Here is a 14,641-nt window from a genome sequence, read left to right on the forward strand (position 1 = left end):
CAAGAAGGGGCGTGTTCGGCTCTCGGATCCCGAGACCGCCTGTCCTGTACGCCGGGACATGTGGCCGGGCCTTCGCATATCCCGGCAAAGGAGAGACCTGACATGACAGACATTGAAAACCGTCCCGAGTTCTTTAACCGCCACAATGGTGAGAAGGCAAAGCTGCCCTTCTCCGATGATGAATATGCCCGCCGGCTTGCCAAGCTCCGCTCGATCATGGTCAGACGCGACATCCCCGTTGTGTTGCTGACCTCGATGCAGAACATCGCCTATTACTCGGGCTTTCTGTATTGTTGTTTCGGTCGGCCCTATGCCTGTGTCGTGACGCAGGATACCTGCACGACTGTCTCGGCCAACATCGACGCGGGCCAACCCTGGCGGCGATCTGTGGAAGACAACGTAATTTATACAGACTGGAAACGAGACAATTATTGGCGTGCGGTCGCGAGCCTGATCGGTGGAGCCAAGCGGATCGGGATTGAGAGCGATCACCTGACACTGGCGGCACGGGATACAGCGCTGAGGATGCTGGGCGAGCCGGAATTGCTCGACGTCGCCCCCGATACGATGGCAGCGCGAATGGTAAAGTCTTCGGAAGAGATCGAATTAATCAAGGCTGGTGCCCGTACTGCGGATATTGGCGGCGCCGCCATTTACGACGCGATCCGTGTCGGGACGACCGAGTTGGAGGTTTCCATCGCTGGACGCGACGCGATGGAGCGCGAGATTGCCCGCGCCTATCCGGATGCCGAATACCGAGACACCTGGGTCTGGTTCCAATCCGGGCTCAACACCGATGGCGCGCATAATCCGGTGACAAACCGGAGGTTGGAATTGGGCGACATCCTATCCATGAATACCTTTCCCATGATCTCAGGCTATTACACTGCATTGGAACGCACACTTTTCGCGGGGGAACCCGACAAAGACAGCCTGCGGTATTGGAACGCCAACGTCGCAGCCCACGAGTTGGGCCTGAGCCTGATACGACCGGGGGCCACCTGTTCAGGCATCGCGGACGAAATCAACCGTTTCTTTGCCAGCGAGAACCTCTTGCAATACCGCTCTTTCGGCTATGGCCACTCTTTCGGCGTTCTGAGCCATTACTACGGGCGCGAGGCAGGGCTGGAATTGCGCGAGGACATCGACACCGAGTTACAACCCGGCATGGTGGTTTCGATTGAACCGATGATCTGGATTCCCGAGGGTCAACCGGGCGCTGGCGGTTACCGTGAGCATGACATCCTTGTCGTGACCGAAGACGGCGCTGAAAACATCACCGGCTTCCCCTATGGTCCTGAACACAACTGCGTCAGGGCCTGACTCATCGCCTTGGTGCGCCGCCCCTAATTTGTCCCGCTAGCCACGGGCGGCGCGCTCATGAAACACAAACCCGATGAAGTTCAGCAACAGTTGGGCCGCGAGGATCTGAGTGCTTTCCGTCGGATCATAGGCCGGTGCAACCTCGACCAGATCCACGCCAACCACATCGCCGCGCTGTGCCAGACCCTGTAAGATTTCCAACACGTCATAGTAAAGAAAGCCGCCATGGCTGGGCGTGCCGGTTCCCGCCGCAATAGACGGACAAAAGGCATCGATGTCGATGGTCACATAATAGCGCGCGCCTTCGGGAATTCGTGCCAGTACCGCTTCTGTTCCAAGCGCTCGCACCTGCCGCACTGACAAGATGTCCGAGCCCCGTGCACGGGCATCCTCATAGCCTTCCTTCGCGGTTGACGAGACGTTGCGAATGCCTAACTGGGTCATGCCGCTGACATAGGGTTTCTCGATCGCGCGGCGCATCGGATTGCCGTGCCCTGCGGTCACTCCGTGCCGCACATCGACAAAATCCAGGTGCGCGTCGATCTGTACCACATGGATCGGGCCGTTTTGCGCACAATCCTCGGCAAAGGCGTCTATGCATGGAATATTGATCGAGTGATCACCGCCGATCACCACAGGCAACGCGCCTGCGCTAAGTATCTTGCCGACGCCCTTTGCGATATTCGCATGGCTTTCCTCGGTCTTGGTATGGATGATGTCGGCATCGCCGATATCCACCATCCGCACCGAGGCATCGAGATAGGTCGCGTCATCCTCGTGGTCGTAAGCGCCAGCATGACCAAAGCTGAACAGGGTCGAAGCCTCACGTACAGCCCTCGGACCGAACCGTGCGCCTGGTCTCCACTGCGTCCCGAAATCGAAAGGTGCGCCTAAAATCGCAACATCCGCCTCGATCCGATTCCAATCCTCGACCACCGGCGATTTGCCGAATGATGAAATGCCTACGAAGGGCAAGTTCAACCGCCCTCCCATATATCCATGTTCGTCCATGAAATGTGCCCCATCTTTTACCTTGTTGCGCTAGTATTAACCGATCCCATTGCACACGTCAGCTAAACGGAGAGAAGGACAATTAAAGGGTTCGCTCGATATGTAATCAACCACTGGCAAGGTCGTCAGGGCCTTGCCTGGTCGTTCTGGGTGAATTTTGTGATCCTCCGGCTGGTCTTGTTTCTTTTTCAGGAAACCGTTGCGACCTTTCTGCCACCGGGCGCAGTGCTTCCCGTGTGGCTGGTGATGCCGGCGGTGGTCGTTTTTCATGGCTGCATCTTTGTCTGGCAAGCTGTTGGCCTCCTGCGGGCAGCGGAAAGGTACTGCCAAGGCAGCGGACAGATGTTCAATCTCTGGGGCAGTCAACTGGCTCTGATCGTCGCCGCGATGTGGGTTCTGTCCTACAGCCTTGAGGCCTGGCACCTAACTCGGCCTCAAACCGACACGACCATGCCCAGCTTTGCCGAACTCGATGCTGAGCGCGCAACCCGCTATCGCCTCTCGCTGTCTGACGACCAGACGTTCGTCGCCCTCGAAGGTTCGCTGGAGCTTGGAATTACCAAGCGCCTGTCAGCGCTCCTTGATGCCCATCCCTCGGTCAAGACCATTCGTCTCACTAGCCCAGGGGGCAACGTCTTTGAAGCCCGCGGTCTGGCGGCACAAATCCAGAATCGTGGCCTGGCGACATCCGTCGAAAGCGAGTGCAGTTCCGCCTGTACGCTGGTTTTTATCGGGGGCGACACCCGTACTGTAGCAAACAGGGCGAAACTCGGATTTCACCAATACCGCTTTACCTCCAACGCAATATTCCTCGCCGTCGACCCTGACCGAGAACAAGAGCGCGATCTGGAAATTTTTCGTCGCGCAGGCGTTGCGCCGTGGTTTCTGGACAAACTCTATCAGAGTGAAGCGCATAGTATGTGGTTTCCGGATATCGACGACCTTGTAAACGCCGGTGTCGTCACTGACATCCTGCGCCCCGTCGAACGGTAACTTGGATCCAGCGTCCGAGCCAACAAGCCGAAACAATCACTCAATTTTACGGCGGCACGGCGTTGTTGCAAAACGTCAGGTGAAGCAAGCCGCGCCCAATCAAAATATCTGCATCATCCCGACAGGAAAGTGGATTGCGCAGAAACATACCTATAGCGCAGTGGATGATGATCGGTGGAAATCGGCAGTGTCTGAAAGGTATCGTGCATATCAATTTCGCACTTTCGTCACAGCTGATCCTATGTGCCGATCAACGCCACAATCCCGCTGCACCCGCGTGAACCAAAAAGGTCATGCTAACTGGCTGGGTTGAGACTGAGCGCCCCTACCCCATCAGTTTCATGGCGAATAACTTTCCAACACATTCTTTGCGAGCGGCGATTGGCTACACTTGCGGCGGAGGCGTGCCTTCACAATTGGAAACGACGGCGTCAATCTGCACCAGGGCACCCATGTTGATACCTGAAACGCCAATAGTCGTTCTGGCAGGAAGGTCCCCTGTGAAAAACGTCGTGTAGACGCTGTTTACCGCTTCAATGTCCGCAATATTCCTCAGCTGGATATTGAGTTTGACCGTATCGTCCATGACATGATCGACACTTTCGATGATTGCTTTGATATTGTTCAGGCATTGTTCGGCCTGCTTTTCGATACCACCAGCGACGACTTCTCCAGTCGCTGGATGCAACGGAAGCTGACCGGAGATATGGTTATAGTGTGAAAACGCAACCGTGTGAGCGTAGGGCACACTTGGCGCAGTCTCGGTATTACTTGCTTCTTTGACAATTAGACGGCTGTCTTCGGCAAGTTGCGGCGGAGTGCCATCGCCATGAGAGGCAGCCGTATCAATTTGCACCAACGCGCCCTTGGGCAGTGCGGACGCGTTTACTATTGTTCGCGCAGGAACATAGTCTGGAAAGAACGCCTCGCATGCTTCGCTTACTTCGTCGATATCCGAAATATTCGTGAGATAGATCGTTGTTTTAACCACGTCATCCATGACATGGCCGATGCTCTCGAGAATTGCCTTAATGTTGTTAAGGCACTGTATTGCTTGCTCTTTTGCACCGCCGGAGACGATTTCGCCGGTCTTTGGGTCAAGGGGAAGCTGGGCTGTCAGATTGTTGTAGTGAGAAAAGGCAACCGTCTGCGAACTCAGGTCTTTCGGCGCGTTGTCAGTGTTTCGAGATACTTTGATAAGATCCACCGGATCTTGCGGGGTCGTACCTTCACCGTTTGAGATCAAAGCATCGATCTGCAGCAGCGCATTTCCCAACGGAAGGTCTGCAACTTCGACGGTCACCCGTGTTGGAAGTTCATGCTGGAAGAACGTTTTATATACTTCGTCGACAGCGTCTAAATCAGACATATTCCTGAGAAATATGTTGAGTTTTACGACGTCATCCATGACGTGTCCGATGCTCTCAACAATTGCTTTGATGTTGTTAAAGCATTGCTTCGCTTGCGCTATGACGTCTCCCGATACGATTTTCCCGGTTTCAGGGTCAATCGGAAGCTGGGCCGACAAGTTGTTGTAGTGGGAGAAGGCAACTGTTTGCGAACTCAGGTCTTTCGGTGCTTTGTCCGTATTTCGTGAGTTCTTCTTGATATCTTCGGTCATATAGTTGTTCCTCCGGTTTTTTGGGTGTGCAGACGCGCGTACTTGTCTTTGCACAGTACGTTTTGTGGCGGAGCCACCTGTTCTGCAGAGTTTGGATTTCGATCGACCCCACGCGCCTTCAGTCAAAGGGTGACATATCGCGCTATCGTTTCCTATTATAAATTTATTTTACTATAGATTATGTTTTTGACGCCTGCAATCCCATATCTCTTGCTCTGAACATCGCAAAGCGACGCCCACAAATTCGAACGGTTTGTTGAGTTGTTTGTTGCCGACCGAAGAGGTCGTACCTGCTGCCCTTCTCTATCCCCGATATGTCGTGTCAAATCGGGATCTGGAAGAAATCATCGGTAAGCTTGGTGTTTATGCGGATCACACCGGTTAGAGCCAAAGCTGTTCCGGGGCTTTCGCGGACCCACCTCTCGGCATTCAAAGGGTCCTGACCCGAGTTTTACAATGGCAGCTATTGGCGACTTCAAACGATTGGCGCACTTATGTCGACCGCTCTGCTTGCCGGGTCGCGCAGCATCATGCGCCGCATACGACGCATGTGCGGGTTCAAATCGTTGAGATCCGCCCCGGTTAGTCTGGGCGGCATCGAGGCCGCCAGCATGATCAGCAGAGGCAATTCCCCTGTACAACGAATAATGGCTTTCAGCGATTTACCACGATCTCTGGATACGTGTGTTCAGTAAGTCAGCGTCCCCGATCGCTCCAAAATTTCACGACGCATGTCCCATTCGACGAATCCCCGAGAATGCGATATGATCCATGCATATATTAAATAATGAATGGTGATTGCTATGTCAGAGACACACCAGCCCATTCGACCCCGTGCATATCGGGGGCCCGTCCGACGGCTTCGTGTCGCTGTGTCCAAGAACGAATGGCAAGTAACCAAGGAAATGCGTGTCAAACGCATGACCCTTCGCCCGCATTGGGATCCCGCAGAAGGGCGTGGTCTGGACGCGGCGAGCTTCGTTGAAGTTCTCGACGCCAAGGGCGACGTGATCCACCGACAGCGTATTGCCGACCCTTTGGACAGCAGCGTTGAGCTTTTCGAGAAGGGTCAGATCTCGCGTATAGATAGCGACCGCGAGCTGGTGATCGACATTCTGGCGCCTGATGTAAAACAGGCCGACCGGGTACGCATTGTTGCCCACGGGAACAGCCTGCCAATCAAGGAAGGGCGCAAAAAGCCACACATGCAAGGGTTCAAATTAAAGCCATTGAAAGAGTAACAGCACTCGAAAGGGGGCAGTATGGGAGCGGCCGACGGAACAATTCAAGGTCTGACACCATTGCTCGAACCGCGTCCGGCATCCGAGCAATGCAACATCGTTCTGATCGGAGACGGGTTCACAGCGTCACAACAGGGCGATTATCGGGATTTGTGCGACGATTTTATTACCAACCTTCAATCCGAGCCTTGGTTTGGCGTCGCGGGTGGCCCATTGAACGTCTATCGGCTAGACGTGGAATCCGACGAGGCCGGAGCGGACGATCCCACAGATTGTGGAGGTGATGGTACCGCAGTCGATACCTACTTTGATTCATCGTTTTGCAATGGCAACCCGCCCATCCGTCGCTGTTTGAGTGGCAACCTCAACCTGGTGCGGGACGAGCTGGATGCTCGGCTGCCCGAGTGGCACGCTGCCGCGGTGTTGGTGAACACAACGCAACACGGTGGCTGTGCGACTGGCAATGTTTTCTTCACCAATATTGGCTCTGGCTGGGAAAACACGGTTCTGCATGAACTTGGACATTCGGCATTCGATCTTGCTGATGAATACGATTACTGGTCAGACTGTTCTGACGAGAACGCCCGTACGACTTCACCGGAAGCGAATGTCAGCCGTTCTGCAACTGAGGCCACGCTGAAATGGCGCCATTTGCGAACGCCTGGCGTGCCCATCCCAACCCAACTGAACCCCGATTGCGCCTTGTGTAATACCGCGCCGAATGTCCTGCCGGACGATCACGCCATAGGTATGTACGAAGGCGCGCGATACGAGCATTGCGACATGTTCCGCCCAGCCTATACCTGTCGAATGCGGTCGAGTTCGCAACCATTCTGCAGGGTTTGTGTTGAGGCGATTGTCAATGTTCTGGGTGAGTTTGCAGACGCTGACCCCATGCTTGAAGTCTCGCCCGGATCGCTGGATTTCGGGCAGATCGCCGCCGGTCTGACACTACATCTTCCGATTGAGATACGTAACGTCCGGTCTGGGCATCCTATGCCGATGGACGTGACGATCGGAGCCCCGGATGGAGGGTTCTTCATCGTGCCGGGGCAAGACACGAGTTTCACCTTGCCGGCGCCGGTGTTCGAAGCTTTTACCTCAAAGCTAATCTTTATCGGCTACACTGCCGGGGCCGCAGGTTCCGATGCCGACGGAGAACTCGTTGTGTCCGAGGCAGGAGGGCAATCCGAGACAATTTCGCTGCATGGCGAGGCAGTAGCGCCAGTGCCTGTCGACACCGTAATGGTGGTGGATCGATCCGGTTCCATGGCCGATCCGACGGGTGTTCCGGGGCAGACCAAGACCGACCATGCGATTGAAGCGGGTGAGTTATACGTCGGGCTTCTGAAAGAGACCGACGAAATCGGCGTTGTACGCTACAACACAAATTCGGGGGCCAGCGATATTCTTCTAACCATGCGGCCGGCGGGTGACCTGGACAGCGGTGCCGGGCGCGCTGCGGCGCGGGCTGCATTGGATCCCGCGAACCTTATGCCAGCGGGCAGTACCTCAATCGGATCTGGGATCATCAATGGATCGGATGTTCTGGATGGCGGTACGGCGGACGCGCGTGCGTTGCTGGTGCTGACCGACGGACGGCAGAACTTTCCACCCACCATCGAGGCGGGCCAGTCCCATGTTCAATCCAAGACACCAGAGCAGCGTGTTTTTGCGGTCGGGCTTGGTTTGAACCAGTTAGAAGACCGACTATTGGAAATCGCATCGGTTACCGGCGGCGTGGCACAGATCACCGGCCCCTTGGTCGATGAGCGCGAGTTCCTTTTGCAGAAACTCTATGTTCAAATCCTTTCGGACGTGGCGGATGAGGCATTTGTACGCGACCCTGTCGAACGCTTGCGCTTCAACCAGCGCAGAGCAACACCGATCTATTTGTCTGAGATCGACGTGGCTTGCGATTTTATCCTGACATGGCGCGAGCGCACTGAGTTTCCAAAATACATGAAGTTCTGGCTGCAGGCCCCCGACGGGACGATCATCGACGGCAGCACCGGACATCCCTCGGTCGATCTAGTATTCCGCAATTCGCACGCCTTCTATAGGGTGCAGTTCCCCTTCGATCCGACCAATCCCACGGGCCATGTCGGAGTCTGGCGGGTCTGGGTCGAGGTGATCGAGGCCGCCGCGCAGTTTGATAGCACGCTGATTTATTCAGTTATGGCCAAGGCCCGCAGCAACCTTCTGTTGAAGGGCAACATATTGCAGATCGAACATCTGCCCGGCTCGCCGTTCGAGATAGTTTTGGAACCTCGCATGTTTGGTCAACCTATCGCATTGGATGCGCCAGTACAGGCCATAGTCACGCGGCCAGACGGAGTGAAGCGTACTGTAACACTGAATGCAGACGCTGACCTTCAATATCGCGGTGTCTATACAGATACACCGGTGATAGGTCCTTATCGGGTCGACGCCGAAGTCACTGCGTCCTCGCCACAAGGACACCCGGTCACGCGATATCGGACCATGACCGCTTTGATCTATAGGCCGGGCAAGGATGATCAGAATGGCGGCGGCAACGGTGGCAACACAGGCGACGGACCCCAGGACGACCAATGCGACGAGGCGCGTCGCGCGCTGCGGGTTTTGGCAAAGTTCGTCGAGGAATGTTGCGAGAAGTCCAGAGAAGGCGGTGCATCACGGCTTGACCTGACCAGGCTACGTGCCGCGACGCGGGCATTGGCGCGAGATGACGACAACTAACGCACTAATGCCAAGCACGATGCCTCTGAAAGTGACGATCATCCAGGAATGAACCGAACAGTTCTTCCAAGAATTTTGCATCGGCTGTCCTTGAGGCAGACGCTGCCCAGCCTCCTGCGGCTTCCTTCTTGTCGAGTTGTTCAACGTGAGCGGGGTTGCACATGAACGATACCCCCGCGCTGCGGCCCGTATCGAAAAACCTGTGACAAAGCGGGCGTTGCAGTTCTTTGTCGTCGCAACGTTAGGAGGGCTGTTCAAATGCCCGGTTCTAGCCTTTGGCAGACCAATATTGGCTGAATTCTGTGTTACGAGAGAGGACCGGGGCGGACCCATTCTTTCGAATTTGCTGTGTCGGCCAAGTGGCCGCGAACGGCGTTTGGCCCGGGGGGTCGCCGACGAACTCAATTCAAAACGTCGGCGATTGCCCCTATCAGATTCAGCACTTCATGCGTTTCACGGTTCACTTCGTATACGTAATCACCTGCGCGCACGTAATAGCCATTGCGCCGTAATCCCCATCGGCCCGGATCGTCGATACGGACATACCCGTCATAGATGTAATCACCACGGCGATATTTTTTGGCTTGGCCTGGCGGTACACATGGCACCGCCTTCTTCGCAAGGCCGGGCGGGCAGTGTTTGGATTTGGATTTCACAAGGATTGGCGCGGTTGCGTTGAAGCCAAAACCCTGGTCGGTGCTATGACCCCATAACCTGTCGTTTGCACTTGCCATAGACGCCCCTTGCAGGGTTAGGGCTGCCGTAAGAACTCCAACTGATACTTTCATTTCCAGCGCCTTCTTAAGTTTCAGGGTTTAGATATGCATTTGAACGCGTAAGGGCGAGGCGGTCGGCAAGAATGCGCCTTTCGATGCGGCGACACTGCTAACGCACTCTCAGAAACCAAATGAGGAACCTCACGTCGCAGAACCCACCAGCAGTATTCAGACAGCTTGTTCTTGGTTCACCCAGGCGTCCGTTATTCGTTTGTCTTTATTTCGCGAACAACATTAACCGAACGTGAACAATGTATTCGCACAGTGTTCAACCATGTTGAGGCATAGTGATCAGGTTGGATCGAACGAGTGGTGTGTCGTTTGATCGCTGACAAGGGGAAAAGCATGATCAAGCCTGCCTTTGTGACTGAAAAATCCAGCACAACAGCTGTGATGCAAACCTCTGGTAAGATTGCCGGAGAACGTTTGTCAACCACGACCAAATCGAGCAGTGGTCGCTTCCCTCCTATCGAAAATGCACTGACAGAGATCATTAAAAACAAGCGGCTTTTTGAGGCACATAACAACGTCTGAAGGCAGTTCAGCAGACCCCCAAACAATTCCCGGTATTCGTCCTAGATATTGGAATTGAAAACTGAATCCCGCTCCGGTTTTTGGGGCGGGATTTCTTTCTTCATGCGACGGTGAACAAAGTCGGCGGGATCTTTCACTTAGAATTAGTCGGGCCAGCCGCTTCCCATCCCTGTAAAGCATATGGCTGGCCCGGTTTTCAGTACTTCCGTGAGTAGTCAGCACTGTGGATAGATCGATGCGGACTCGCTAACCGTTTGTTTTCGGTCCTGAGCAACTCCATGAGCATCTCAGCAACTTGCTCAGCCTCGTGTTTGGGCGTGTTCAGTTTCTCTACTGCCCACAATGCCAGGTCGTCTTTCGTCATGGTCTTCCCCCCCACCTTGCGCTTACGGCCCTCAGTACAGGCCCAGCAATGATTTAACCTCCGCTTCGACGGCATCGGTGACAGGTTTGTTGGCCGCAGCTTCCAACGCTTCGCGCTCGGCCAATTCCTGTTCTTCGACCAGATCAGCCAGTTCCTGCACTTCTTCGGTTGCTTCCTCGTATTCGACAGCCGCCTGTCTTTCGTCGTTCAGGTCCTGCGCAAATTCGATCGACTCGTCCAAATCAGCACGGGCTTCATCCAATTGTTCTTCAATCTCAGGATCCGTTCCGCCTGCGTCTTCAAGCGCTTGCTCAAGATCCTCAACGCGTTCCTGGTTTTCCTGGACTTCGTCCAGTGCAACCTCCAGGTCTTCCTCGATCTCAGAAACGGTCCGTTCCGGTGGCTCCAGTCCGGTGAGCTCTTCCAGCTGTTCCGCAAGCTCTTCGCGCAGCGGCTCACCTGCCAACACGGTGTCGCGATAATTTGCAATTCGACCGACGCGCGAATTGGGGGCCGCGTTTGCCAGTGCAGTCTCGCTGGCATTGGCGGCGTTCAAAGCGCCCAGTTCAGACGGGTGGGCACCAAGTAGCGCAGCCATTGTGTTGCCTTTGGTCCGGACGGCAGGACGAACAGATTCCTCCACAATCACGGTTTTCGACTTGTGGTAGGTCCTCGGCTTTTGCCTGCCACCATTCGTGCTCGCGCCGTTCTTGGAGGTGGCAACGGTTCTCGATTTACCTTTACCGCCAAAAATGTCCTTCAAGGAAAAACGGCCACCCTTGCCCGAAGCAGAGCGTGAGGACTTGGACTTCGATTTGCTGGCATTCGATGACTTGGATTTGCCGGCGTTTCGGCCACCACGGCTTTTGTCCGCACCTTTCTTGCCGCCTTTGTTACCAACGGAACTATGGTCGCCACGATCACCTTTGGCCGAATTCCCTTTGCCGCCGCTGTTACCCTTTCCTCCACCGTTTCCTTTTCCTCCACCATTTCCGTTGTCGCCACCCTTGCCGTTTCCTCCACCGTTACCTTTTCCGCCGCCATTGCCCTTGCCTTCCTTTGCAAAGGCTACGTCGGGCATAGCGACGGTGGCTACGATGGCTGTTGATCCCAGCAACGCAATTGCCAAGGTAGATGCTTTTAACAGTGTCAAACTGGTGGTTTTCATATCGACCTCTCCGGTGGAAATCAGCGGGCATCAGATTTCTGAAACAACTCGCTGTGTTCAATCGTCTGGATTCGCGCACGAATCTCCTAAGCTTGTTGCCATTTAACTTGAGCGTGCTTGAACGCAGGGCTAACTGCTTGTTCATCATCGGTTCATGTCGAAAGACGTAGTCTCTAGCCGCGAAATACGAGGACTTTCATGCGTGCGAAGGTGATCTTGGTGGTTGCAAGCCTGCTGGTTGCTTTGCCCATTGGGGAAGCGGCCGCCCAGACGCGTGAGCTTAAGCAAGGCGAACTGCGCAAGGCGACCCTTACCGGGGGCACCATCCGTTTGAAACGGGTTATCAAAGGTGTCGAGAAAGCTTATGGCGGCACACCGGTTGATGCCCGCGCGTTTCAGGCTGATCAGATTTACTATCGCATTCTAGTCAAAAAGCCTGATGGAAAAATAGTCAGCGTGATTGTGAATGCGCAGACCGGAATGGTCGTTTCCAACCGATCCAGTGTTGGGCGTCAAATATCGAAAGCAGCGCGTTCGAATCCCGCCAACGCCAACAACAACCGCAAGACCAACAGCAACCGTGGTGCCTCTGCGAACCGTGGAAACAACGGCAGTGGCAACGGTCGCGGCAACAGCGGCGGCAATGGTAACAGTGGCGGCAATGGCAACGGCGGCGGCGGTGGAAACGGCGGCGGCAACAGCGGTGGAAACGGCAACAGCGGCGGCAATGGAGGCGGCAATGGTGGTGGAAACGGCGGTGGTAATAGCGGTGGTAACGGCGGCGGGAATGGTGGCGGAAACGGCGGTGGTAACGGTGGCGGCAATTCTGGCGGGAACGGCAAAGGCAACGGTAAAAAATAGTGCTTAAACCAAAGCCGTTGTGACTGTAGCTTCTGAATATGAGAGTACTTCTGGCCGAAGATGAGCCGCAGCTATGCGAGCAGATCAAGAAACTTCTAAGTTCAGAAGGTCGCGTGGTCGACGTGGCCAATAACGGAACAGACGCCCTGCATTTAGGTGCGACTGAACCTTACGACATGATCATCCTCGACATCGGGTTGCCGGAGCGCGACGGTATTTCTGTCCTGCGGGAATGGCGAAGTGCGGGCGTCAAGACGCCGGTGTTGATCCTGACGGCCCGCGACGGGTGGAGCGAACGTGTGGATGGCCTTGATGCAGGCGCTGATGACTACATGACAAAGCCGTTTCACATGCCCGAACTGGCGGCGCGAGTGCGCGCCATCCTGCGCAGACAAAGCGGTCAGCTGAACCCGGTGATCGAGATGGGGGACGTCATGCTTGATACGCGAAACGGGCGTGTCAGTGTGGGTGGAATTCCGGTCGATCTGACCGCGCAAGAGATTGCTGTGCTGACTTACCTTGCCCACAACATGGGACGCATGGTGTCACGTACCGAGTTGTCAGAGCACATCTACGAGTATGACGGTGACCGGGATTCGAACACCATTGCCGTATTCATAACCCGGCTACGAAAAAAGCTGGGATCTGACCTTATCATAACGGTCAGAGGGCGCGGCTATATGATCGATACGGCCTGATGTTATCGCTGCGGCAGCGCGCTTTGCTTGGCGGCCTCGCGACAGGTGCGCTTTCTGTCGGCGTCGGAACGCTGGTTGTGTTTTCATACATCAACACCCGTGTCCTGGAGCAATTCGACGAAACTCTGCGCGACAGGCACACGCAACTTGTTGTCGGGTTGAGTGCGACGACCGACGACCCAGAGGCTTTGCGCGATCTCATGTTCGACCCGGCCTACGGAACTCCATACTCCGGCAGGTATTGGCAAGTGACCGATGGCAACGGAGCCACATTTACATCTGCCTCGCTCTTTGATGAAACAATTTCCGAACCTGCGCGTGTGACGGAACAGTTCACCGTCTGGAACACATCTGGACCGGACAATGAGGCCGTTCGCGGCGTCTACCAGAAAATCACATTCGAAGACGGAACCGAGTGGGGCGTAACGGTCGCTGAAAGCCGGCTTGAGCTAATAAGTGAACGCCGCGCGGCGCAAAACAACCTGCTTCCGGTATTTGGCTTGGTCGGCTTGATCGGAGTTGCGGGGTCATTGTTGTTGATGTCTGCAATTATCGGCCCCCTCAGGAAGTTGCGTGCAGATGTGGCGCATCGCTGGGACAAGGGTGACGATCTGAAGCCGGAAGATTATCCGGAAGAAGTTTCGCCGCTTGTTGAGGACCTCAATCAATTGCTGCACAGAAACCGCGAAATTGTATCTGGTTCCAGACGGCAAGCAGCGGACTTGGCACATGCGCTCAAAACGCCGACCGCAATCCTTCGAAACGAACTTGCAACTTTGTCGGACGCGGGCTCAGATACCGAACCTGCAGATGACGCGTTGAACAGGATAGATGCCCAACTCAAGCGGTCTCTTGCGCGCATGCGCGCGTCAAACACCGCTGAACTGACGCATTCTCGCACTGATCTAACAAATTCCGTTAACCGGCTATCCAGATTGTTTTCGGTTATGGCTGAGCGTGAAGGGAAAACTTTGACGACAGATTGTGAGGCTGGGCTTCAGGTTCGAATGGATCCTCAGGACATCGAAGAGGTCATTGGAAATCTCCTCGACAACGCACTGAAATGGTGCGGAACAACAATTCACATCGCGGCAAAACGTGTTGACGACGGAACTGAAATCTGCGTCGAGGATGACGGGCCCGGTATTCCAAAAGACGCACGTGAAGGGGCACTTCGTTCCGGAGGGCGTTTGGACACTTCTATTAGCGGCACGGGTTTGGGATTGGCCATATCTGCTGACCTGCTGAATGCCTACGGCTGCAAGCTCACGTTAGGTACATCCGCAAACTTTGGCGGCTTGGCCTGCCAGATTATAGTTTCTGGTTAGAC

At 55.1% G+C, this 14,641-nt stretch carries 12 protein-coding genes; 8 read left to right on the top strand and 4 right to left on the bottom strand.

The window, feature by feature from the left end; genetic code table 11:
* Nucleotides 1-102: 102 nt before the first annotated feature.
* The gene (locus ACR0JA_RS15460; protein ID WP_480576601.1) at nucleotides 103-1,323 is read left to right on the top strand and encodes an aminopeptidase P family protein; all 1,221 of its coding nucleotides are present in this window, start codon (nucleotides 103-105) and stop codon (nucleotides 1,321-1,323) included.
* Nucleotides 1,324-1,359: 36 nt separating this feature from the next.
* On the opposite strand, the gene speB is transcribed toward ACR0JA_RS15460, so the two are convergent.
* Nucleotides 1,360-2,334, bottom strand: coding sequence for an agmatinase (gene speB, locus ACR0JA_RS15465; protein ID WP_480576605.1), 975 nt, complete (start codon nucleotides 2,332-2,334; stop codon nucleotides 1,360-1,362).
* Between the two features lie 150 nt (nucleotides 2,335-2,484).
* Between speB and ACR0JA_RS15470 the strand changes: the two genes are divergently transcribed.
* Nucleotides 2,485-3,327, top strand: a complete 843-nt coding sequence (locus ACR0JA_RS15470; RefSeq protein ID WP_480576608.1) for a COG3904 family protein — start codon at nucleotides 2,485-2,487, stop codon at nucleotides 3,325-3,327.
* A 385-nt stretch (nucleotides 3,328-3,712) separates the two neighbouring features.
* Here the strand turns inward: ACR0JA_RS15470 and ACR0JA_RS15475 are convergent, their stop codons facing one another.
* The gene (locus ACR0JA_RS15475) at nucleotides 3,713-4,948 is read right to left on the bottom strand and encodes a RidA family protein (protein ID WP_480576611.1); all 1,236 of its coding nucleotides are present in this window, start codon (nucleotides 4,946-4,948) and stop codon (nucleotides 3,713-3,715) included.
* Between the two features lie 920 nt (nucleotides 4,949-5,868).
* On the opposite strand from ACR0JA_RS15475, the gene ACR0JA_RS15480 reads away from it, so the two are divergent.
* Complete coding sequence (locus ACR0JA_RS15480) at nucleotides 5,869-6,189, top strand: hypothetical protein (RefSeq protein ID WP_480576614.1); 321 nt, start codon at nucleotides 5,869-5,871, stop codon at nucleotides 6,187-6,189.
* 21 nt (nucleotides 6,190-6,210) lie between these two features.
* A complete protein-coding gene (locus tag ACR0JA_RS15485; protein WP_480576617.1) occupies nucleotides 6,211-8,910 on the top strand; it encodes a M64 family metallopeptidase in 2,700 nt (899 codons plus the stop codon).
* Between the two features lie 401 nt (nucleotides 8,911-9,311).
* On the opposite strand, the gene ACR0JA_RS15490 is transcribed toward ACR0JA_RS15485, so the two are convergent.
* A complete protein-coding gene (locus ACR0JA_RS15490; protein WP_480576621.1) occupies nucleotides 9,312-9,644 on the bottom strand; it encodes a hypothetical protein in 333 nt (110 codons plus the stop codon).
* A gap of 387 nt (nucleotides 9,645-10,031) precedes the next feature.
* On the opposite strand from ACR0JA_RS15490, the gene ACR0JA_RS15495 reads away from it, so the two are divergent.
* Nucleotides 10,032-10,220, top strand: a complete 189-nt coding sequence (locus ACR0JA_RS15495) for a hypothetical protein (RefSeq protein ID WP_480576624.1) — start codon at nucleotides 10,032-10,034, stop codon at nucleotides 10,218-10,220.
* Between the two features lie 395 nt (nucleotides 10,221-10,615).
* Here ACR0JA_RS15495 and ACR0JA_RS15500 read toward each other — a convergent pair whose 3' ends face one another.
* Nucleotides 10,616-11,752 carry a hypothetical protein gene (locus tag ACR0JA_RS15500; protein WP_480576628.1) on the bottom strand — a complete coding sequence of 379 codons (1,137 nt, stop codon included), beginning with the start codon at nucleotides 11,750-11,752 and terminating at the stop codon, nucleotides 10,616-10,618.
* Nucleotides 11,753-11,950: 198 nt separating this feature from the next.
* Here ACR0JA_RS15500 and ACR0JA_RS15505 point away from each other — a divergent pair, with 198 nt between their 5' ends.
* The 3 genes from ACR0JA_RS15505 to ACR0JA_RS15515 are packed head-to-tail and all read left to right on the top strand — an operon-like array spanning nucleotide 11,951 to nucleotide 14,639.
* Nucleotides 11,951-12,613, top strand: a complete 663-nt coding sequence (locus tag ACR0JA_RS15505; protein WP_480576631.1) for a PepSY domain-containing protein — start codon at nucleotides 11,951-11,953, stop codon at nucleotides 12,611-12,613.
* Between the two features lie 38 nt (nucleotides 12,614-12,651).
* Complete coding sequence (locus tag ACR0JA_RS15510) at nucleotides 12,652-13,311, top strand: response regulator transcription factor (protein ID WP_480576634.1); 660 nt, start codon at nucleotides 12,652-12,654, stop codon at nucleotides 13,309-13,311.
* On the top strand, nucleotides 13,311-14,639 hold the full coding sequence (locus ACR0JA_RS15515) for a sensor histidine kinase (protein ID WP_480576637.1): 1,329 nt from the start codon (nucleotides 13,311-13,313) through the stop codon (nucleotides 14,637-14,639). Before ACR0JA_RS15510 ends, ACR0JA_RS15515 begins: the two co-directional genes overlap by 1 nt.
* The last annotated feature ends 2 nt before the right edge of the window (nucleotides 14,640-14,641 follow it).

It is taken from the genome of Ruegeria sp. AM4, assembly GCF_056540665.1.